We start from the raw sequence: 21832 nt of genomic DNA on the forward strand, positions 1-21832 counted from the left end.
ATACTACTGCACAGCCTGTATGAACCGTTCTCCGATTCGCTGATAGCCATCACCATTAGGATGAAAATGATCGGTGGATAGATACTTGTCCAAATGTCTGTTAAACAAGTCAAACGTAGGAACCAAGGTCATGTTGCTATGCTCATTAATAATATCCATTGCCGTATTATTCCACTTCGTTACCGCTTGATTGCCTGGTGCCAGTAATTCTGGAATATCGCCAAAGGGATTATACAGCCCCATATAGTAAACTTGCGCATTCGGATTGATCTGTGAGATTTTATCGAGAATCTTCTCCAGTCTAGCTGCTGCTTCTGGCAGAGCGGCTAATAAAGACTCTGGAGTCAGCTCCTGCCCAGAGGTTGATGAAGTTGTGTTGCCCTGTTGCGCCCCATTATTCTCAAGAATATCCGAATCCTTAAACAGATCATTTCCTCCGACGGATAGCAGAACAACATTCGACATGCGCAAGGCATACTCCACACCATCTTCGTTCAGTTTGCTTAACAGCCCCGCAGTAGTCAACCCGTTAATCCCCATATTGCCTAAAAAGTCTACTGTGACACCTTTTGCGGATAAACCAGTAACCGTACGCTTAACAAACCCTTCTCCGGTGTTATCACCGGTCCCCTTGGTAAGCGAATCCCCGAGCGCAACAATTTTGAGGAGCTTGACAGTCTCCGTCACCGGTGCGGCTGTTTGCTGAGGCAAGCTGCTCTCGGTAACCTCTCCGACCGGATAGATAATATCTTTAACCGCATAAACTAAACCAACCATCAAAACTATAGTTGTTACTATGGAAATCAAGCTGACGCTGCGCCATGTCCATTTCGAATCCTTCAAAGCTATCCCTCCGTATGCCGTTCTATTATGTATTGTTCCACAATTTACAAAGATCTTAACTATGTTACATAAACATAATTCTTCCATACAAGTTTTGCAAATGTCTAGCAAAGAAAAAAATCCCGCTGCTACAGTGTTTTTGCCGAGGAACGAGTGTGGACTTTTTTGAAAATAAAAAAATACTGGCTTTTTAATTAATGCCATTATATAATATTCACCGTTGACTCTTTAGACATTACGGGTTATTAGCTTAGCTGGTAGAGCAGCCGACTCTTAATCGGCAGGTCGCAGGTTCGACCCCTGCATAACCCATAGAGCTAGACAGAAGAAGTAAGGACAAGTTCCTTACTTCTTTTTTTGTTGCATTTTTATTCTTCACCACACAAAAAAAACCGCTCCCCGACTTACATCGGAGAACGATTTCTTCCTGAAGCATCTACTCGTATTATTTACCAATAAACTCTTGAACCCAGTAATTATTATCATAACCGACACCGATATAATTGAAGTTAGCATTCAAAATATTAGCGCGGTGACCTGGACTATTCATCCATGCCTTCATTACTTCTTCTGGTGTTTTTTGTCCCATTGCGATGTTCTCACCTGCGGCTTTATAAGTGATGCCAAAGGATTTCATCATATCAAAAGGTGAACCATACGTAGGTGAAGTATGTGAGAAATAGTTATTCGAACGCATATCTGTAGCTTTTGTAGCGGCAACTTTGTGCAGGCTGTCCAATCCAGCTACAGGTGACAAACCAGCTGCTGCACGTTCTTTGTTTACCAGCGTTACGATTTGCTGAACATAGGTTCCTTTATTGCTCACAGCACCTGTTGTAGTTGTATTATCAGTTGGCTTAGTTACAGTAGTTGTGTCTGCTGGCCTTGTAACCGGTTTTGTAGTTGTAGTTGTGGTCGTGTTGTCTTTGTTTGGTACTGTTCCAGTTTGCGGCTTAGTCACCACGATTGTGCTATTCGAAAAAGGGAATCCCTCAAGATTAGCTTGTTTAAAATATTGTAATATTTGCTCATAACTTGTGCCTTTTATTGTTACTGTCGATTCATTCGATGCCGCATTTGCTTCCAATGGAAGAGAAATACTAAGTGCCATAACAGCTGCCACGCTACCACCGATGATTGCTTTTAATGTCTTGTTCTTCAATCTGCCATCTCCTTTTTTCTTGCGTGTAATATATGCTTCTGCCTAGAGTGACCATCTACAAATGTTACAAAGTTGTAATTTGTTCCTCAGTCATTGTAGCATAAATCTCTCAAATGTGCGCTTCTAATTTTTTACATATAATAGTCTTAACTGTAAGATTTCCGATTCCTAGATACATTCGCTTTCTTTCGCTGTTTTCCTGCCTAAAAATACCATTTTACCTGTTATGCGCGAAAAAAAAGCGAAAAAAAGCGAAAAAAAGCGAAAAAAAGCGAAAAAAGTCGCCCTCCCCGAAAGGACGGCAACTTCAGCAAACCTATGGATACCTGACGATTAATGAAACGATTGCCAGAACTCGCCCTCCGTAGAGATCAATCCCATGATTTCCGCATAAGGAATCCGGAAGGTTGGAAAACCTGCAGAATACGGAGCGATCTCATAAGGTGCGAAATATAGATACAACGCTTCATTATCTACAAAGAAGGGCTGATCCGAGGTAATTCCTTTATACGTATCCGGAAAAACATATGAATATTGTGGATCGTTCTCGATCTGTTTGCCCACAATTTTACTGAGCTTCTCCACATATCTGCTGCCTGGCTTGAACAAATCCCCCAGCTTATAGAACCTGCCGCTGCGCAAATTAATATGCGGATAGATTTTGGTAGGCATTCCATGTGCTGCTCCAAAAGGAAAACGATACCCGGTCAGCTCCAGCACCAGCAGGTTTTTACGGAAGAAAGAGACTGAAAAATCACCATTATAACTAAAGTCCTGGGAAACCCCTCCACTCCCAACGTCTTCAGCAAGGGATAGCTTGCGCAGCTTATCGTTAACCTCTCGCGAAACTTCCGCACTTGCAATCCCCTCAACGACCGGATAATACACCAGATAATCCCTGTTCGGTTTGTATTTCTTCTCTACTACGGAATAGGGAGGTCTCAGCGGAATGACTCCATTTTGGCGCCAAACCTGCTTTCCCTGCCGATCATAATAAGATGTGCGTTGATCTACATCTGCTCTTATCAAACGTCCGCTAAGGGTGAGTGTTCCTGCCCCTGGAATAACTGGGGGCTGGGCTGCCTTTTTTCCACTTCTATCGATAAAATAAGTATCTTTAGCATCAAATACAGACGCCAAGCCTTCCTGATAATTGTTCACGCCAAGCAGGGTGTGATTGCTCAGGACCGCTCCCGTTTCCGCATCTGCAATTACGTAACGTGATCCGCGATAAGGCTGGCTGGGGAATACAGGCGTTCCTATGGCTACTCTGCCTTCACCTAGCTGCAATACTTCATAATATTTTGCCGGGATGATCATTTTTCCTTGTTTATCAATCAGCCCGTAGGCGTTGCCATAATTTTCAGCGGTATTCACCACCGCACGTCCCTCTGAAAAAGGTAAAGCAGAGGTGAATTGCGGCTGAATAGCTACAGAACCATCCGTATTTAAATAGCCATATTTACCGTTTTCAGTCGCTTGATAGGCTAGCAAACCTTCTCCCGGACTTCCAACGAAAGGATGGTTATACGTATGCAGAATGTTCCCATCCGGATCGATGAGCGCATACTCTCCTTCTTTGATTTTAACCAAAGCCACGCCGTTCATAAAATCATTGGCATCTACATAAATCGCGGGTAGCACCTCTTTGCCTTGCGCGTCCACATATCCATATAGCGATTGGCCGCCGGTCGTATTTTGTTTTGAAAATAGTGCTCGCCCCTCATGTAATGAGTTCAAATAATCATACCGGGCGGACGTCACTTCTTTGCCTTTTTCATCAATAAAAGTGTAGCCCTTGGCATCCGACACGACCGCGCGCTCTTCCGAAAAAGGCGCAATAAAAGAATAGATCGGCTTCACTCGTTCTCTTCCAGTGCTGTCAATCAGCCCGCTGTTATTTTTTCGCTGAACTACGGCAAGACCGTTCTTTTGAAAATCCTCAGCATATTCGTACCGGGGTTCAATCTGAACACGGCCCTCGTCATTAATATATCCCCAAAGTGTGCCCTCTTTGAGATTAAACGGCGCCGGATGCAGACCCGTGGTCCGCAGATCGTCCCCCACCCACTCCGGCAATAAGTATGGCGCCTCAAAAGGTTTATTAGAGTAATCTACACGATATAATCCCGCTTCTCCCGGAATCGTGACGAATAACTCCTCTTCCGTGCGTATGAAATCCTCATCCTGCTGAGTAATATATTCGTTCCAGCCAATGCCATCCCATTTCCATACATCCGCCTGTATCAGACCATTGTCATTCCCTTTCCCTAGCTCATTCAACCTAATCCTTAACATCCAGTCGCTCCCCTTTAACAAAGGCATTTGCCTATAGAATATGGGAGAACGTTGGTTTATGTGCTTTTTGATCTTTGGGGTTAGGGGGAGGCGTATTCTAGGATACTTTTGCCTCTCTTTCCACTTCCGTTGCTCGATTTGGCGTATTCTAGGGCATTAATGACTCTCTTTCCTCCTCCGTCGCTCGTTTTGGTGTATTCTAGGGCATTTTTGCCTCTCTTTCCTCCTCCGTCGCTCGTTTCGGCGTATTCTAGGGCATTAATGACTCTCTTTCCACTTCCGTTGCTCGTTTCGGCGTATTCTAGGGCATTTTTGACTCTTTTTCCTCCACTGTAGATCGTTTTGGCGTACTTTAGAGCATTAATGCCTCTCTTTCCTCCTCCGTAGCTTGTTTCATCTAATTCTGCGGGATTTATACCGTTCTTTCGCCTCACGTGGCTCATTTCAGCCAATTCTACGGGATTTATACCGTTCTTTCGCCTCACGTAGCTCGTTTCAGCCAATTCTGCGGGATTTATACCGTTCTTTCGCCACACATAGCTCGTTTCAGCCAATTCTACGGGATTTATACCGTTCTTTCGCCTCACGTAGCTCGTTTCAGCCAATTCTGCGGGATTTATACCGTTCATTCGGCCCACGTAGCTTGTTACAGCTAATTGTGCGGGATTTATACCGTTCTTTCGCCTCACGTAACTCGTTTCAGCCAATTCTACGGGATTTATACCGTTCTCTCACCTCATGGTGCTTCTGTTCTGTAACTAATATTAGTTTGTTGATATTGTTGGTGAGCAATGATGAATATGATGTGTTTTCGTGGTGCTCCTGATGACGATGGTCGTGTTATTACTGCTGATATTGATTTGTGGCGGTGATTGCCATGTTCATGCTGATAATGTTGAGAGGATTGTGATAACCGTGTTTGTGTTGATGATATTAATTGGTGATGGTAATGATGCTATAGTAGTACCGTGGCGGTTATGGTGCAACTATTGGGTGGAGTAAATCCTATTGGTGGAATATTAGATTTGATGGAGCAGGGGTGGCAATGTTGATAGAAGTTGGTGGTGGTAAGTAATGTTTATGTTAGAGTTGCTGGAGCTGTTTAGTCATGGTGGCATTTTGGCGGGTATTTTTAGTGGTGTGTTTGTTTCATGTTGGTAATAGCCATTGGTGATCTATGTGTTAGTGTTGTTGGCGCTATTTGGTCGTGGTGGCATTTTAGTGGATAGTTTTGGTGTTGTGTTTAGTTGTTAGTACTGTAGTTAGTCGTGTTTTGGTTGACAGTGTTGTGGTTGACAGTGTTGTGGTTGACAGTGTTGTGGTTGGCAGTACCGTAGTTAGTGGTGCTTTAGTTAGCAGTGCTGACAGTGACATTATTGGTGTAGTTGATATTATTGGCGTAGTTGATATTATTGCTGTACTTGATGCTGGTCCCAATGGTACTAGTGGGAGCGAAATTGGTTTATCCCTAACTAATTAAACTAGTTTTTGTGGGTAGTTTTTCATACATAGTTTTTGTGGTTAGTTTTTGTGGGTAGTTTTCGTGCTCGTGCGTAGTTTTCCTATGCGAGGAGCAAGGGGGCGACGTTCAGTACTTATGAATTTGTACTTATGAATTGCTTCTTATAAATCGGTACTTTTAATTTGCATCATATGAATTGGCACTTATGAATTTGTACTTTAAATAGGTTCATATGATTTGTATCTTATGAACTGATTCTTACGAGTTGCTTATATCCGCAAGCGAAAATGGACAAACCAAAAAGCGTTTGCCATAAATAGCAAACGCTATAATCACCACACATCCCCCACACAACTACTTCTTCGAAGAATACTTCCGCATATCAAACGCGACCGCGGCGATGATGATCAGACCTTTGATAATCAACTGATAGTAAGGGCTGATGCCGATAAAGGTCAGGCCGTAGTTGATTAAGGTAAAGATAATAACACCGACCAGAACACCTGGCACTGTTCCGATACCACCGGTTGTGGACACCCCGCCCACGACGCAAGCAGCAATCGCATCAAGCTCATACATGTTCCCGTAGTTATTGGTTGCGCCACCTGTTCTGGCAGCCTCCAGCACACCCGCCAAACCATAAAGGGCTCCAGCAATCGCATAGATGTAGATCAAGTTCTTGGAAACATCGATGCCAGATACTTTTGCTGCCTGCATGTTACCGCCGATAGCGTACATGTTCTTGCCCAGCTTAGTTTTATTGAACACCACCCATACGATGGCGGCGACACCCAAGGCTATCAGCACGATATACGGGATTGAATATTGCCCCTTGCCGATAAACCCGGAACCGATTGTAGTGAAATCTGGACGCAGACCGCCAATCGGCTGTGATTGGTTGGGGTCCATGTCAAAGTACAAGGAATTCAAGCCGTAGACGATAACCATCGTACCCAGTGTTGCGATAAACGGCGGGACGTTCAGCTTGGAGACGACAATACCATTGACTAGTCCGCAGAGAAGGCCAGCGATAATAGCTATAAGGATCGGAAGCCACACTTGCACCTGCGGCAGATCAGGAAAAAAGCGCCGGGAATAATCCGGAATTTGCAGCATCGAAGCAGAGATTACCGCTGTAAAACCAACCACACGTCCAGCAGACAAGTCCGTCCCAGCTGTGATAAGGATGAAGGCAACACCAAGCGCGATGATAATCCGTGTTGACGACTGAATTAGAATGTCCCGTAAAGTATTTACAGAGATAAAGGCCGGCTCATATAAGGCAATACCCATAATTAGAATTACCAAGACAATATAAATAGCATTTTGAGTAATAAAAGATTGGGCTCGTTTAGCGTTCATTAGTAGTGTTCCTCCTTAAAGTTACGCGAAGAGTACTTCTCTTCGTAAACCAAATCTAGTTTCGCCCAGCAAAACTATCATTGAAATCCTATCCTAATGCTGTGCAGCGAGCCGCATAACTTCGGTTTCCGTAGCTTGCTCGCCTTCTAGTATTCCGGTAAGCCTACCCTCCGACATGACCATTACACGGTCAGACATTCCGAGCAGCTCCGGCATTTCTGAGGAGATCATAATGATGCTTTTCCCTTGCTGCGCCAAGTCGGCAATAATCGAATAAATCTCGAATTTAGCCCCTACGTCGATACCGCGAGTCGGCTCGTCCAGAAGCAGGATTTCGGGCTCGGTTAGAAGCCATCTGGCGAGCAGCACTTTTTGCTGATTCCCACCAGAAAGATTCATGATCAGCGTTTTGGTTGTTGGAGTTTTGGTCCGTAATTTTTCAATCATTTTATCGACTTCTTCTTTTTTCTTTTTTCCATCTAGTAGAAGTAGTAGTTTCTGGTATCGATGCAGATTAGCGATTGCGCCATTTTCATGAACAGACAAGACTGGAAAAATACCGGTGACACGCCGTTCCTCCGTAAGCAAAGCCATTCCGTGTTTCTTAGCATCCTTGGGAGATTGGATATGAATGCGCTTACCATCGATAGAAATCGTCCCCGATTTGATAGCCCTCAGGCCGAATAATGCCTCAATAACCTCTGTTCTCTGAGCGCCTACCAGACCACCAATCCCTAAAACCTCACCTCGTCTTAATTCAAAAGAAACATCTTTAAACGATCTTTCTTCAGGGGAGGTTAATCCTTCAACCTTCATATATACTTCGCCAGGCACGTTAAAACGTTCTGGGAATCGATTGGTCAAGTCGCGGCCGACCATTTTGGAAATGATAAGATCTGTAGTCAATTCCGCCGCTGGCCAGGTTCCGATTTTTTTACCGTCCCGCATAATGGTAACCTCGTCAGAAATTTCGAGAATCTCTTCCATTTTGTGAGATATATAAATAATAGCTACGCCTCTACTCCTAAGGTCCCGTATGATCCGAAATAAATGCTCCACCTCCACACTGGTCAGGGAGGAAGTAGGTTCATCCATTACAATAACGCGGGAGTGAAAAGAGACAGCCTTCGCAATTTCAATGGATTGGATTTTGGATACAGACAGCTTACCCACTAATGTCTCGGGATTCAGATCGATATCCAGATCTTTAAACAAATTCTCCGTGTCAGTGTACATTTTCTTATGGTCAATAAACTGAAAAGGTCCAATCCCTTTGGTTGGGAAACGTCCTAACCAGATATTCTCCATCACACTTCGGAACGGCACGGGATGCAGCTCTTGGTGAATCATGGAGATCCCATTTTTCAAAGCGTCATTTGAGCTTCCGATAGAGGTCTTCTCACCCTCCAAAAAAATCTCACCGGCATCCGGTGAATAAATACCAAAGAGACATTTCATTAAAGTGGACTTACCCGCACCATTCTCGCCCATAAGGGCATGCACCGAACCTGGTCTGACCTTTAAACTAACTGCATCCAGCGCTTTGACGCCGGGGAATTCTTTAGTAATATCATTCATTTCTAGCAAAAACTCAGCTTTTTCCATGTTGTTACGCCCCCTACGCTTTTTTCTTTTTTCATGAGAGGCACAGCGGTTTCATCCTGTTCCCTGCCTGAAAGAAATCCGAGGAGCGAATATCCGCTCCCCGTTGCTGCCATATGATCATGAATTCCATCTAGATTAGAGCGTTATTATTTGGCGTCATCGATATTGTCTTTGGTGATCTTTTTATAGGAAATCCACACGTATTGGTTGTCTGTGATATCAAAGCCTACGTTATCTTTTGTAGGTGTTTCTCCTTTAGCAAGCAGAGCAGCAACTGTGATCGCAGCTTTACCTTGGTTGTTCGCATCATTCAGCACGGTACCAAGCATCGTTCCATCTTGCAGCGCTTGAATCGCAGGAGCAGTAGCATCTACACCTACTACCGGCATGAATTTATCACCCGTGAAGTAACCTGAAGCTTTCAGAGCTTCGATGGCACCGAGAGCCATATCGTCATTGTTCGCAAGCACAGCTTCAATTTTGTCGCCATGGGAGCCAAGGAACGCTGCCATTTTTTCTTGCCCTTTTACGCGGTCCCACATCGCAGTATCTTCAGCCAGCTTTTCTACCTTGATGCCGGCATCTTCAATTGCTTGGATGGAGTAAGTAGTACGAAGCTCAGCGTCTTGGTGCCCCGGTTCGCCTTTTAGCATTACGTATTGGAGGACACCGTCGCCGTTTTTATCTGCTTCAGGATGTGCCTTCCAGTAGTCCACGATCAGTTGACCGGACATAGTTCCGGATTCTTCCGCTTTAGCGCCTACATAATAAACCTTATCCCATTTCTTCATATCTTCTGGCAGCGGCTCGCGGTTCAGGAAAACCACCGGAATATTTGCCGCTTTTGCTTTTTCGATAATAACGCCAGCCGCAGTACGGTCAACCGGATTGATCAGCATGCCTTTATATTTTTTGGTGATGAACAAGTCAACTTTGTCATTTTGTGTGGGTTGAGAATTTTGGCTATCTACGATATCTACAGTAGCAATGCCTTTGGCAGCAGTGTCGATTGCGTTACGAACACCTGTCATGAAGGTATCGTCAAATTTGTAAATGGCTACCCCTACTTTTGGCGTTTCAGTGGAAGAGCCCGCATTTTCAGTTTTTGGAGCGTTGGTAGCTTTACCACTGTCTGCATTATTGTTGCTATTGCCACAGCCTGCCAGGGCGGCACCCAGTATTGCGCTTGCTAAAAGAACGGAAGTGATTTTTTTCATTATTCATTGACCTCCTGTTTATACTTCTTTTTTTTGGTTTAACCCTGAATTCTCTCGGGCACATCCATATTATGCCTTAGGTGAAAACGGTTTCGAATATAAAATCCTACTCACTTTTATAAAAATTCTACTGAACCCAAAAAACGAATACCTCCCATTTTAAGGATGGCATTCGTCTTTTCAAAAATAAACCGTCCACTATCTGACGAAGGGAAATAACAATTTCTGATTCTCAGGCCACAGCATATTGTCCAAATCAATGAGTTTAGTGCCCGTATCGACACGTTCAGGAACATCCATTCCTTCGATTACCTCAACGGCATGTTTTACGGCTAAATACCCGTTACTAAAAGGATTTTGGATTACGGTCGCTTGAACCGTACCCTCCTGCAGCAACTCCATCATTGACGGGGAGCTGTCGAACGCAACCATTTTAATATTATGCAGCCCTCGGCTCTGGATAGCTTTTGCCGCCCCCTGTGAAGCTGTCTCATTCAAGCTGGCGATCCCGCGAAGATTTGGATGTTTCAGCAGCATTAACCGTGTCAGCTCTTCAGCATCACTAATACTCGAAGTGGTATAAGAAATCTCTACTACCTGTATGTTCGGATATCGGGCAGCGTAATTTAAAAATCCCTTTTCCCGCTCCTCCGCGTCCCTAGCACCATATTCAATGCCGTTTGAAGACTCCTGCTCCGCCCCCAAAGATGAATTTGTGAAGTTAATGATGCCAACCTCCCCGTATCCATTTAGCAGCTGAATGAGTCTTTCTGCAGACTTTTGTCCCGCTTCATAGCCGTTTGAACCCACATAGGCTCTTACTCTGGCCGAACCGACTTCTGCATCCACAGACAATACGGGAATCTTGGAATATGCCGCCCGATCAACCACTTGTGCAAGTCCCATATAGCTACTGGCAGCTAAAATAATAACGTCCGCTTTTTCTTTAATGGAGTCCTCAACCATTCTGACCTGTTCCGCAATATCACTCTCAGCATTCGGAGCTTTGAACGTTAGTTTCACATTAAATTCCTGTGCCGCAGCTTCTGCCCCCAATCTAACTGTATTCCAATAGTCGCCTTTGTTCATTTTTACAATAAGATGAATATTGCGGGTTTTGTTCGTGTTGATATAATTAGGTGCCGAATTAAAACAAGAGGTGATGGTTGTCCATAACATCACACATACCAGCAGGGTTAGCCAAAAACGAACGATTCTCATACCGATGTCTCATCCTCCTCATGTCCAGGATTGCCCTCGCCTGCTGTGAGTGCCGGGAAGATAAGAGTAACCGTAGTGCCTTCTTCAATTTCACTTTCAAAAGAAAGACCATAATCACGCCCATAATACAGCTCAATACGCTCGTTAACATTTCTAACGCCTACCCCGGAGCCATGCATACTCTTACTGCCGCCAGTCAAAAGAACCTTCATAGTCTCCTCGGACATTCCCAGTCCATTATCACGAATGCGGATGATGACAAGATCATCCTTCAGCTCCGCTTGGATCGAAATAAAACCTTCATCAGGCATCATTTCAATCCCGTGATACAGGGCATTCTCCACAATAGGTTGTAAAATTAGCTTAATCGTCTGACACTGCAGCACTTCATCCTGAGCCTCGATCTCGTAGCGGAACTTATTTTTGAACCGAAAGCTCTGAATCACAAGGTAATGACGAACATGATCAAGCTCTTCCTGCACGGTAATCATATTATTCCCTTTACTAAGGCTAATCCGGAAAAACTTCGATAAGGACTGAATCATCGTGACTACCTCCTCAGTCTTGCCGCGTTCAGCGAGCCGGATCACAGAATTCAAGGTATTGTACAGAAAGTGCGGATTGATCTGGGATTGCAGTACTTCAAGCTCACCTTTACGTTTGGTTTCCTGTTCATAAATAATCTGATCCATCAGTTGACGGATACGTTGCAGCATAAGGTTAAACCGTTTGGACAGCTGTTCCACCTCATACGCCCCACTGACATCTATTCGGGTGTTGAGATCCCCTTCGCCCACCTGCTGAAGCGTCCGTTCCAGCTTGCGGATAGGGCGGGCAATACGTGCAGACAAAAAGACGGATACAATAATTACGCATAAAATGACTACCGCTAAAAACCAGGATAAAAAAGTGTTTAGATCACGTTTGGTGGTTACAATCTCATCGTAATAAGCCACGCCCACGATCTTCCAGCCTGTCTGTTCCAGTGTCCTTACGGTGATAAAACGTTTTTCACCCGTAGACTCATCCAAATAGCTACGAAAAGCATATTCCAGTACTGGCTCCACATTCTCATATTTTAAGCCAGCGTAAATCAGCTGCTGCTGGGGATGGTACACAATATTTCCTAGCTGATCGAGGATGTAAGCGTATCCTCTTTTGCCAAGCTTAACCTGCTTGCTCAGCTCATCAATGGTTCGAAAGTTAAAATCCATCAGCAGGATGCCGGTTTTTAAGACTCCGTTCTCCTTATATTGAATTAATTTGCTGATAGACACAACCCAGATATATTGACCTTTGAACAAATTCTGAATATGAGGTGCGGAATAGGAGAGCTCTGATGTTCTTTGCGCCGTCGTAAACCAGCTCTGAGTCTCCAACTGTGTGTTACTGCGCAGCTTCTGACCGGGTGTTCCCACGACATATTTCCCCTGTGGGGTAAAAACAGCCGCCGAGACCAGATCCTCTCTGCTCCCCATTAGCATAGCCATTCTTTCCGTCAATAAAGCGGAATCCACGGAAGGGCTATTCGTAATCTGCTCCTCCGCTGTCTCAAAAATATTGCGCATTCCCTTAACATAAAGACCTAGATTATAATTCACTTGCTCAATGATCTGCTGCATATTCATATTGGCATTCTCTTCTGCGGTCTTGGCAAACTTGTTGTACAGCATAAGACTTACAACTACAGCTACTAGCACGGCAACAGATGTAAAAGTGAGTGTAATCGTAACTTGAATGCTTCGGAGCTTGGAGGACAACCGACGTTTTCCACCTTTGGGATGCTGCGGTCTTAGAGGAAAGGAATATGGTTTATCCTTCAGCATCTTTACCCTCCTCTGGAGCTGTTTTTATACTCTTTAGGAGATTGGCCATATTTTTTGCGGAAACAAAAGCTGAAATAGTTAGGATCGGCAAAACCTATTTTTTCTGCAATTTCAAAGGCCTTCAGCTCCGTGGACCGCAAAAGTTCCTTGGCTGCTTCTAACCTAATTTGCAAAAGATAACTAACGAACGTCATTTTCATTTCCTTCTTGAAAATACTGCTAAAATAGCCGGTACTTATATGTAAATGCTGACAAACCTTGCCGATGGAAATATCAGATTCAACATAGTGGCTGCGTATATATTCTTTAGCTTCATCAATAAGCAGCTTATAGGAGGATTGACGTTCTAATGCAATCGTATCCATTAAACCGCTACAGACTGCAATAATCCATTGCTTGGCTTCGGCCATACTATTAAATTTATTGATGGCAGTTAGCGACGAAATGCCAGAACCAATATACTTTGCAGCCTCACTGCCGGATTCTTTAGCCACTCGCAGGATAGATGTAAAAATCTCCAGCAAAAAAATCTGATAATCCTGTGTAGACACCTGCTCTGCGTCAAGACCGGCAAATAAATCCTCAACAACCTCTTTGAGTTCTTGCACCGTACCTAGTTTAATCGTCCGGATTAAGGATTGCTGGGTTAGTTCATCATAGGTTAGCAGTGTGCTGGAACGTGACTCAACGTCCTCAATCCAGATCACCCGGTTATTGCCGAGAATAAGCCGATAATCTAATGCCTGTAAGGCATCCCCAAAAGAATTAAATAACAAAGCAGGCGATGAACAGACCGTTCCGGAGCCTGCCGTGACCGTCAGCTTCAGAAAACGCTGTACGTTCTGGCGGATTTCTTCAAGAAGCTCAAATGTCTTTCCAGTAATATCAGTTTCTTCCCCTTCTTCATGGATTGTGAGCAATACGACCTCATCACGATGAATAAACACCCTTCCAAAACCATGCTTCGAGCATATTTCTTCAGCAATATTCAGCACAGCGAATAGCTGTAAATTCTTTTCACCAGTGTCTCGTAAAGAAATTTGTCCGCCTGTTGCACCCCCAGCAGATTCCCGCTCAGGACGAATATAATCCACACTAATTACCGAAGCCTGAAACCACCGTCCCGTTAATTTTATGCCATATTCAGTGCTTTTCTCAGCAATTTCATCCGTACGCAATCTACGCGAAATAAGGGACGATAAAAATTGCTCCCTTAACACAGGCAGACTTTTCCGGTAATGCTCACTGAGTACAAATACATTTTCTTTTTCTGCAATTTCAGCCTCGATAGTGGCTCTAACCTTAAGCAATACTTCAATTAATTCCTGTGAAGAGAACGGTTTCAAAATATACTCATCAATTTGCAATTTTATCGCCTTCTGAGCATATTCAAATTCATCATACCCAGTCAAAATGATAATCTTAGTGTTAGGATGATGACTACGAATCCATTCAGCCAGCTGAAGTCCATTCATAAAAGGCATTTGGATATCGGTAACTACCACATCCGGCAGCAAACGGTCTATGGCATCCGCAGCTTCCCGTCCATTCTCCGCCTGCTCGACAATCTCAAATCCGTAACGCTCCCAGTCAATCTGCCCGATAACGCCTTCCCTAACGTCTTCTTCATCTTCAGCAAGAACTAGCTTATACATGTCTCATCCCTCTTTGGAAACGTTTTAGATGTCATAAATTTTATTGTATATGATTCAAACCAATCCATCTATGGTTAAGTTATTTAAATAGTTTTAGGTATTAATATATTAAATACATATAAAAAAAGAGTTCCAGAGCAAAAAAAAACCATCCCGCCGTAGCTGGGATGGGGATGATCGGTAACCTATAAGTATTATAGCAACGCTTTGTTAAAGCGATAGCCTGCTGTCTTTTCGAAACCGATATGACGATAAAAAGCATGTGCCGGTGCGCGTTCTACGCGGTTGCCACTTCTAAGGAAAAGCTGACAGCAACCTTGCTCACGTGCCCATTCTTCTGCTGCGGCCACAAGTCTTTTACCGAGTCCGTTTCCTCTGAGTTCTTCTGATACGATAAGTGCAGTAATCTCAGTGATACAATCTGTCTGTTTGTAATACGAGCTTACCTGTCTAAGGCCGATCATACCCACAACTTCATTGTTCAGCTCTGCTACAAGTGTGCATTGGAGATTGCTGTTCTCCATGCTTTCCAGTCTCTCTTTCATCACGCTTAGCGTTGTTGGATAGCCGAATTCCCGCAGAAGCGCTGTAACTCTCTCCAGATCATTCAAGCCGCATTTGCGAATTTCCAGTACAGGTGCCATGGTACTACTGTTCATCCTCATATACCTCCACTTTTAGCATAGACGCCGCCTGCTTGGCTATCGTCCGCGCGATTTCCACATCTTCCGCCGCACTTAACGCTACTGCCATCCGCCGACCAGGACGAACTTCCGGTTTACCAAATACGCGAACCTGAGTCCTAGGCAGTTCCAAAGCTTCACCAATTCCGGTCACAGCAAAGGCTCGTCCTTCTCCATCAGCCTTCAGCGTAGCTGAGGCACCAGGTGTCAGCAATTGTACTGACTGGACAGGAAAACCAAGAATAGCTCTGACATGCACTGCAAATTGAGATAAATCCTGCGTCGCCATCGTGACCATCCCCGTATCATGGGGTCTAGGTGACACTTCACTGAACAATACGCCTCGATCTGTCAAAAAAAGTTCCACTCCAAAAATACCGAAACCTCCGAGCTGATCCGTTACTGCTTTTGCAATAGATTGCGCTTCTTCAAGCAGCTCTGGCTTCATAAAGTGAGGCTGCCAGGATTCCACGTAATCTCCATCCTTCTGAATATGTCCAATAGGTGGACAAAATACCGTACCAGACACAGATCGCACCGTCAAAAGAGTAATCTCGCTCTCAAAAGTAACAAAAGCCTCCACGATAACCCGTGTTCCTTTAGCTCTCGCTCCATCCAAAGCAGTGTTCCAGCAGTTTTCTGCATCTTCAGGTCTTTTGCATACGCTCTGACCCTTGCCAGAAGAACTCATAATCGGCTTAATGACACAAGGAGTGCCTAACTCGGCTATAGCTTGTTGCAGCTCTTCCAGACTATCCGCAAAACGGTAATCAGCAGTTGGCAGTCCAAGGTCTTCAGCCGCAAGACGACGAATCCCTTCTCTGTCCATGGTCAGCCGAGCCGCCCGCGCCGTCGGAACAACGAAAAAGCCTTCTTCTTCAAGCTCTTGAAGAGCATGAGTGGCAATTGCCTCAATCTCCGGAACAATGACATCCGGTTTCTCAGAGCGAATCAGCGCTTTCAGCGCCTCTGCATCCAGCATATCAATTACATGTGAACGATGAGCTACACCCATCGCCGGTGCATCGGTATAACGGTCTACAGCTACGGTCTCTACGCCAAGGCGTTGAGCTTCAATTATGACTTCCTTACCCAGTTCCCCGCTGCCCAGCAGCAACAGCTTGCGGCTTTGAGCTGAAAAAGGAGCTCCCCACATTGTCGATTCCAACCTCTTTCGGCAAATTGACTGTCTCGTTTTTATGAATTTCAGAAAACGTAACAGTTTCATTGTATATTTTCAGGCTTCTTTATTTTCATCCATCATACGCCAGATTGCAAGTGTTCTTCGACATTTTCCTACAAACTTCACAGAACTTTGTCGACTTTATCAACGAAAGTTTGTTCTAGACGTGATAATTGGTGGCTTATTTGGCCCCAATGATCTGCAGTCTCACCCCCTTTAAGGAGATCTAACATCGCTTTCTCTTGCTCCGCAAGCCCTTCTTGCAGGCTTTCGGCAGCAGATTTTAATTCTCTGCTGATATTCTCGACGTAATGAGCAATTAATTTTTCCTTCTGCACTGCCGCTGCAAGATTAACCGCTTCTTTCAAAAGCGGCTCTGCCGCACCTTTGACTAATTCCCGCCCAGTTCCCTCAAAGAAATAACGCGGGGATTTGAAATAGCCCCATAAAGCGGACCACTGCACAGGCTGAAGCTGGCATTCCAGATCCTTAGGAGATGGCCAAGCCTGCTCCTCATTCTCCATAAGATGAAATTCCTCCGTGGAAAAGAGTAGCTCTGTAGCTGCCGCTTCAGCAGCTTCATGTACAAGCCTGCGTCCCGTGCTCTCTAGCCGCAGCGTTGTTGCCCATAGCTCTTGCTCAAGCTCGCGCTGAGTAGTACGCATTAGTTCGGCACCACAGGCAGAGAAAATGGCTTTTAAATTCCCTGCATCCTCACGCAGTAAGGAGGGATGAAAAGATTCCTGAAAATTTCTGTTGAAGGAGAAGCTAATCCGCTGGCACACATGATAGATCAGTTCTTCACTTTCATGAATAAGATCTCTGCTAGGACGTTCCTCAGTCTCCAAAAGAGATAACCGCTTCATGGCGAACTGCCGCCGTTCCTGCAGTTCTTTTAACCCGGCTTCACGCTCGCTCGCCGCCTTGGAAGCCAGATTCTGCCATTCCTCAGCCCGGCGCCGAACCGATGCGATGCTCTCAGCAGCTGCGTTAAGTGAAAGCTGTGGAAGCTCATCACCAGCAAAGCTGGATAATGCTTGCTCAAATTCATTGAAGCGGGAGGTTTCATAAAGATCGTGATTATGTTGAGTTTTAGCTTCTAGAGCAAGCAAGCTGGACAAAGCATAGATTCTCGGAGACCGCAAACCTCCGGCACGCAGATTTTGAACGACATGTGCTTTAACCTCATCTAGTTCTTCTTCGCTTGAAGCGAGATCAGAAGCATTAATAATAAAGAACATTTTATCGAGAGCAAAGCTGTCTTTAATGCGGCCCAGCTGGGCCAAGAGGCCGCGATCCGCCTTCGAAAAGGCGTGGTTATAATAGGTCACAAAACAGATCGCATCCGCATTTTTCATGTAACTAAAGGTTACGCCAGTGTGGCGTGCATGCAGTGAATCTGCTCCTGGTGTATCTACGAGCACAATCCCGCTCTCCGTCAAAGGACAGGCATAATATAGGTCAATCCCTTGCACGAAGCAAGCCCGGGTCTCTTCCGCAACTAGGTTTCGATATTCATCCAAATCAACCGTCCGCACCGTTCCTAATAGCGGCTCAGCTTCAGCCCAACCGGATGCTGCGGCTCTTAGAAATCCTGCATGCGGCAGCGCAGAGGGGTGAATTCCCCGTGTTGGCAGGCTCGCAAGTACTGCTGTCCACGTCTCCTGTTGCGGCTCTCCAAGCTGCAGCACGCTGAAGGAATGGCAGATGTCATCCCAGAAATCCGCCATGCTCTTCATCGTTACAACCGCGCTGGCATGGCGGAAGTCTCCTTCCGGCGCCAATATGCGGTTAACTGCGGCCGTGGCAGGGTGTGGCGACACGGGCAGCACTTCTTCGCCGAGCAAAGCGTTGGCGAAGGAAGATTTGCCTGCGCTGAACGCACCGAACAACGCAAGGGTAAAGCGGCCGCCGGCGAGATCCTCCGCCCGCGCGGCCAGACTGCGCGCCGCCGATGCCATCGCTGGCTCGCTGCGCAGCAGCTCTGCCGCAGCCGCCAGCGCGTCAGCGGCTGCCGAGAGCCGCGGCGTCCGCCCGCCGGCGAAGCCGTTCCCGCCGCCCAGCTTGCGGCGGCGGCACTTCCAGCCGCGGCGCGTTCGCGCGGCTGGGTCGCCCGCGGTGCGGCGCTCTGCGCAGCCGCACGCGGGGTGACCCTCACCTCCGGCAGGATGCCGGGGGTGAGGGTCCGGCGCGGCGGCAGCAGCGCCGCTAGCTCGTGCGCGCGGGCGTCAGCCGCGCGGTCCAGGGCGGCTAGCGCGCGGGCAGCGCTCGCCTGCCGCGTAAGGGCCTGTTCGCGGCGCTGGAGTTCCGCGCGCTGCTCCTCGATAAGCGATGGCAGCTTCGCCAGCAGCTCATCGCCAACTAACAGCGCAGCGCGGCGGAATTGGCTCTTCAGCTCTGCCGCAAGTGTGCGGCAGAAATTGAGCAGCGCCTCGCCGCTATACCCCGTTCCCGGCTTTACTGCAGCCGCCAGCCATTCTTGGCTCACCGCCGGGAACCCTTGCTTCAGAGTCGTCTCTGCCTCCTCTGCCCACAGTCCGAGATTCTCCGCCCATTGACGTACCAGCTGAATCAGATGCCATTCCAGCTGAGCGGAAACCTCTCGGACCAGTAATCCTTGCCAGGCATCCAGTCGTTTGCCTTGCTCCTTCTCCCGCCGTCCGGCTGTAGAGAACAAACCTAAGCGGAAGCCTGGGCTTACACTCTCCACATAGCTCCCTGCCGCCTCTCTAACATCCGCAGGCATTAAGTTAGCATTATTGAGTAAGGCATCAAGATCACTTCGCAGGCTAGCTCGTGATTGCTGAGGCAGCTCCTCAAGCAGTGCCTTCTCTTCTTCCAGCGATTTCAGCTCTTCCATCACAACTGTAACCTCTGCACCCTCTAGCTCAGCTAAAAAAGTTTCCCGTTCCTCCTGCTGGTCTTCACGGAACGCGGTTAGCGAAGAATCTGCTGTATGATGAATGGAACGTGACAAGCTATATTGAAGCAATTGTTCCCTGTGCTCCAACAGCTCTGTTATAAGGTTCAGCAGATTATCCCAATGATTCAGTGGATGCTCTTTCATTTTGAGTGAGGTAAACAGAATCCCCGCACAATGAATCCCCCACTGCTCAAAAGCATTTTCAAGCTGGCGTTTATATTCTTCAATGGAAATTTCTTGTCCTCTGTGCTTGTCTATCTGATTAACAATAAGATAGAGCGGTTTGCCCCAGTCACTGAGATTTTTGGCAAAAGCCAAATTATTCTCTGACTGAACATGGTTATAATCCATAACATAAAAGACGACATCAGCTAAATGCAGCGCGGAACGAGTGGCTGCCTGGTGGCCATCATCCGTCGAATCCACGCCAGGCGTATCCAATAGAACACCATGCTTCCCTAGAAGAGGAATCTCATTCCAGACTTCAATCGCGGAATATTCTCCGCCATTTCGACAATATTCCTGTAATCTTTCTGGTGTTGTCTCTACAGGGGTAGATTCATTTTCACTTCCCTCAACCCTTGGATAGATAAGCACTCGTGGAGCCCCGCTGCGAATAGAAACAATATTGGCACTAGTCGGCACAGGTCCGGAAGGCAACACTGAGCTGCCGCATAAAAGATTAATCATGCTGGATTTCCCTGCCGAGAAATGCCCACAAAAAGCAAGGGTCAGTTCATTCCCACCCTCTTTATTTTGTAAATCTTCATATATTCGTTCAGCACTCTCATCGCCCCAGTGGCGCATTAAATCTTTCAGCCGGGAAAGCTGCGATGCTGTTTCACTTAATGTTTCTCTCTGAATTCTAACCTGTTCCGCTCCCACAGACATTCCACCTCCACAGTTACCTTCTAATCATGCACTGATCTTAATCCATTCATGAATACTGATTTAAGCTCTTTTTTATGCAAAACTTATATAGGTGCAATTTCTGAACTTTAGCGCGGAACATTTTTATAAATAATAATTACAGTTTATCACCAGTTTGACACAAATTAAATACACACTACTTACAAAATAACCTATCGTCTCCTACGAAATGATACCAAAAAAGGAAGCGTGGTTGTCGTCCTGTAAAGCCAACAGTCGTTTCTCGTAGAAATATAAGGATATTCAATAAAAAAAGGAGCCAGCCCCAAGGGCCGACTCCATTTCAGGTCACTTCTCAATTATGCAGTTTCCAAAACAGGCAACAGAATTTCAAAAACTTTTCCGTGCTGCAGAATAGTCAATCCACGAGATTTGTCTCTCATTACGACAACCTCTGGTTTTACAGACATACGCTCCAGATAGTGCTCAGGCACATCACCGGAATGACTGATCGTAATGCCCTCTACTTCTTGCTCTTCATTTTCTTCCAGCGGGCTTTCCACTACGCGGTCAAAAATATCCGAGAATACCTCAAAATTATCTGTGTATACAGAAATGCATTTCATCTCTATCCCATCCTCTTCTTCAACTCTAACTTTTAACTTTTTGGCGTATGATCTTTAGCTTTCCTGACGACAGCCGTTTTCATACGTTTTTTGCCCTCTCGACATACATCAAGGAGCGGACAAACCTGACATTTTGGATTCTGAGCCTTACAGTGATATCGTCCGAAAAAGATTAGCCGGTGATGCGTGAGCGTCCATTCATCACGTGGCACAGCCTTCATCAGCTTTTTCTCCACTTCCAGCACAGAATCTTTCCAGCCTGCCAATGCAAGTCGTTTAGCAACCCGATCCACATGAGTGTCCACAGCAATGGCAGGAACTCCAAATGCGTTGGATACTACTACGTTAGCGGTTTTACGACCTACTCCTGGCAACGTTACAAGCAAGTCATGTGCCTCAGGCACTTCTCCGCCATACTGTTCTATGAGTATAGAGCACAGGCTTTGGATATGCTTAGCTTTGTTACGATATAAGCCGATGCGCCGGATATCGCCCTCCAATTCCTCCAGCGGCACAGAAATATAATCGATGGGGGCTTTGTACTTTTGGAACAGGTCCTCGGTCACTTTGTTCACCGTTGCATCCGTACATTGGGCTGACAGCAGCACCGCTATTGTCAATTCAAAAGCGTTACTGTGATTCAGCTCGCAATGTGCATCCGGAAACAAATCTCCAATCGTATCCAAAATGTGGCGGACGTCTGCAGCTTTCATAGTGTCCCCTCCACGGAGCAAAAACGCTCAGAAAATTCTATCGAGCGTCTCACCTCAAATGTTAGAAATATAAGCAAAGTATGTATTATAACGTATGGATTCATACATTTCAACAGATACGATACTGGCATTATATTTCAAGTATTAACGCCTGGATTGTCCTAATAAGAACAGTAAGCGTTT

General features: G+C 45.8%; 17 protein-coding genes and 1 tRNA gene. 2 read left to right on the top strand and 16 right to left on the bottom strand.

Features of this window, described 5'->3' with window-relative positions:
* Positions 1 to 3: 3 nt before the first annotated feature.
* Positions 4 to 843: a GDSL-type esterase/lipase family protein gene (locus tag MHH50_RS20440; RefSeq protein WP_076127595.1), complete on the bottom strand. Its 840-nt coding sequence runs from the start codon at positions 841 to 843 to the stop codon at positions 4 to 6.
* Between the two features lie 239 nt (positions 844 to 1082).
* On the opposite strand from MHH50_RS20440, the gene MHH50_RS20445 reads away from it, so the two are divergent.
* Positions 1083 to 1155: transfer RNA gene (locus tag MHH50_RS20445), tRNA-Lys, on the top strand.
* Between the two features lie 133 nt (positions 1156 to 1288).
* Here the strand turns inward: MHH50_RS20445 and MHH50_RS20450 are convergent.
* The 3 genes from MHH50_RS20450 to MHH50_RS20460 all read right to left on the bottom strand — a co-directional run bounded on the left by MHH50_RS20450 (position 1289) and on the right by MHH50_RS20460 (position 5010).
* Positions 1289 to 2005, bottom strand: a complete 717-nt coding sequence (locus tag MHH50_RS20450) for a CAP domain-containing protein (RefSeq protein ID WP_340033324.1) — start codon at positions 2003 to 2005, stop codon at positions 1289 to 1291.
* Positions 2006 to 2338: 333 nt separating this feature from the next.
* Complete coding sequence (locus MHH50_RS20455; RefSeq protein ID WP_340033325.1) at positions 2339 to 4303, bottom strand: WG repeat-containing protein; 1965 nt, start codon at positions 4301 to 4303, stop codon at positions 2339 to 2341.
* An 80-nt stretch (positions 4304 to 4383) separates the two neighbouring features.
* On the bottom strand, positions 4384 to 5010 hold the full coding sequence (locus MHH50_RS20460; protein ID WP_340033326.1) for a hypothetical protein: 627 nt from the start codon (positions 5008 to 5010) through the stop codon (positions 4384 to 4386).
* A gap of 566 nt (positions 5011 to 5576) precedes the next feature.
* Between MHH50_RS20460 and MHH50_RS20465 the strand changes: the two genes are divergently transcribed.
* Complete coding sequence (locus tag MHH50_RS20465; RefSeq protein ID WP_340033327.1) at positions 5577 to 5783, top strand: hypothetical protein; 207 nt, start codon at positions 5577 to 5579, stop codon at positions 5781 to 5783.
* Between the two features lie 336 nt (positions 5784 to 6119).
* Here the strand turns inward: MHH50_RS20465 and mglC are convergent, their stop codons facing one another.
* The 12 genes from mglC to nth all read right to left on the bottom strand — a co-directional run bounded on the left by mglC (position 6120) and on the right by nth (position 21649).
* On the bottom strand, positions 6120 to 7127 hold the full coding sequence (gene mglC, locus MHH50_RS20470) for a galactose/methyl galactoside ABC transporter permease MglC (RefSeq protein WP_076127586.1): 1008 nt from the start codon (positions 7125 to 7127) through the stop codon (positions 6120 to 6122).
* Positions 7128 to 7220: 93 nt separating this feature from the next.
* Positions 7221 to 8732, bottom strand: a complete 1512-nt coding sequence (locus tag MHH50_RS20475) for a sugar ABC transporter ATP-binding protein (protein ID WP_076101437.1) — start codon at positions 8730 to 8732, stop codon at positions 7221 to 7223.
* Positions 8733 to 8878: 146 nt separating this feature from the next.
* Positions 8879 to 9949 carry a galactose ABC transporter substrate-binding protein gene (locus tag MHH50_RS20480; protein ID WP_094903385.1) on the bottom strand — a complete coding sequence of 357 codons (1071 nt, stop codon included), beginning with the start codon at positions 9947 to 9949 and terminating at the stop codon, positions 8879 to 8881.
* A 198-nt stretch (positions 9950 to 10147) separates the two neighbouring features.
* Positions 10148 to 11170, bottom strand: a complete 1023-nt coding sequence (locus tag MHH50_RS20485; protein ID WP_076127584.1) for a substrate-binding domain-containing protein — start codon at positions 11168 to 11170, stop codon at positions 10148 to 10150.
* On the bottom strand, positions 11167 to 12996 hold the full coding sequence (locus MHH50_RS20490) for a sensor histidine kinase (RefSeq protein ID WP_081387836.1): 1830 nt from the start codon (positions 12994 to 12996) through the stop codon (positions 11167 to 11169). The genes MHH50_RS20485 and MHH50_RS20490 overlap by 4 nt, the downstream gene beginning before the upstream one ends.
* 2 nt (positions 12997 to 12998) lie before the next feature.
* A complete protein-coding gene (locus MHH50_RS20495; RefSeq protein WP_076183962.1) occupies positions 12999 to 14651 on the bottom strand; it encodes a response regulator in 1653 nt (550 codons plus the stop codon).
* Positions 14652 to 14845: 194 nt separating this feature from the next.
* A complete protein-coding gene (locus tag MHH50_RS20500) occupies positions 14846 to 15310 on the bottom strand; it encodes a GNAT family N-acetyltransferase (RefSeq protein WP_232061416.1) in 465 nt (154 codons plus the stop codon).
* A complete protein-coding gene (gene purT / locus MHH50_RS20505; RefSeq protein WP_076192169.1) occupies positions 15300 to 16490 on the bottom strand; it encodes a formate-dependent phosphoribosylglycinamide formyltransferase in 1191 nt (396 codons plus the stop codon). The genes MHH50_RS20500 and purT overlap by 11 nt, the downstream gene beginning before the upstream one ends.
* A gap of 149 nt (positions 16491 to 16639) precedes the next feature.
* The gene (locus MHH50_RS20510; RefSeq protein WP_340033328.1) at positions 16640 to 18364 is read right to left on the bottom strand and encodes a dynamin family protein; all 1725 of its coding nucleotides are present in this window, start codon (positions 18362 to 18364) and stop codon (positions 16640 to 16642) included.
* A complete protein-coding gene (locus MHH50_RS20515; RefSeq protein WP_340033329.1) occupies positions 18259 to 20325 on the bottom strand; it encodes a dynamin family protein in 2067 nt (688 codons plus the stop codon). The genes MHH50_RS20510 and MHH50_RS20515 overlap by 106 nt, the downstream gene beginning before the upstream one ends.
* Positions 20326 to 20669: 344 nt before the next feature.
* Positions 20670 to 20936, bottom strand: coding sequence for a hypothetical protein (locus MHH50_RS20520; RefSeq protein WP_036676334.1), 267 nt, complete (start codon positions 20934 to 20936; stop codon positions 20670 to 20672).
* A 32-nt stretch (positions 20937 to 20968) separates the two neighbouring features.
* Positions 20969 to 21649, bottom strand: coding sequence for an endonuclease III (gene nth / locus MHH50_RS20525; RefSeq protein WP_340033330.1), 681 nt, complete (start codon positions 21647 to 21649; stop codon positions 20969 to 20971).
* Positions 21650 to 21832: the final 183 nt, after the last annotated feature.

This window comes from Paenibacillus sp. FSL H3-0302, from assembly GCF_037982245.1.
Lineage (GTDB): Bacteria > Bacillota > Bacilli > Paenibacillales > Paenibacillaceae > Paenibacillus_AQ > Paenibacillus_AQ odorifer.

What these genes read in the sequence shown, in the direction of transcription:
- MHH50_RS20480 (WP_094903385.1), bottom strand. Translation starts at nt 9,949, where the DNA reads ATGAAAAAAATCACTTCCGTTCTTTTAGCAAGCGCAATACTGGGTGCC.
- mglC (WP_076127586.1), bottom strand. Translation starts at nt 7,127, where the DNA reads ATGAACGCTAAACGAGCCCAATCTTTTATTACTCAAAATGCTATTTAT.
- MHH50_RS20500 (WP_232061416.1), bottom strand. Translation starts at nt 15,310, where the DNA reads ATGAACAGTAGTACCATGGCACCTGTACTGGAAATTCGCAAATGCGGC.
- purT (WP_076192169.1), bottom strand. Translation starts at nt 16,490, where the DNA reads ATGTGGGGAGCTCCTTTTTCAGCTCAAAGCCGCAAGCTGTTGCTGCTG.
- MHH50_RS20495 (WP_076183962.1), bottom strand. Translation starts at nt 14,651, where the DNA reads ATGTATAAGCTAGTTCTTGCTGAAGATGAAGAAGACGTTAGGGAAGGC.
- MHH50_RS20455 (WP_340033325.1), bottom strand. Translation starts at nt 4,303, where the DNA reads ATGTTAAGGATTAGGTTGAATGAGCTAGGGAAAGGGAATGACAATGGT.
- MHH50_RS20490 (WP_081387836.1), bottom strand. Translation starts at nt 12,996, where the DNA reads ATGCTGAAGGATAAACCATATTCCTTTCCTCTAAGACCGCAGCATCCC.
- MHH50_RS20475 (WP_076101437.1), bottom strand. Translation starts at nt 8,732, where the DNA reads ATGGAAAAAGCTGAGTTTTTGCTAGAAATGAATGATATTACTAAAGAA.
- MHH50_RS20485 (WP_076127584.1), bottom strand. Translation starts at nt 11,170, where the DNA reads ATGAGAATCGTTCGTTTTTGGCTAACCCTGCTGGTATGTGTGATGTTA.
- nth (WP_340033330.1), bottom strand. Translation starts at nt 21,649, where the DNA reads ATGAAAGCTGCAGACGTCCGCCACATTTTGGATACGATTGGAGATTTG.
- MHH50_RS20520 (WP_036676334.1), bottom strand. Translation starts at nt 20,936, where the DNA reads ATGAAATGCATTTCTGTATACACAGATAATTTTGAGGTATTCTCGGAT.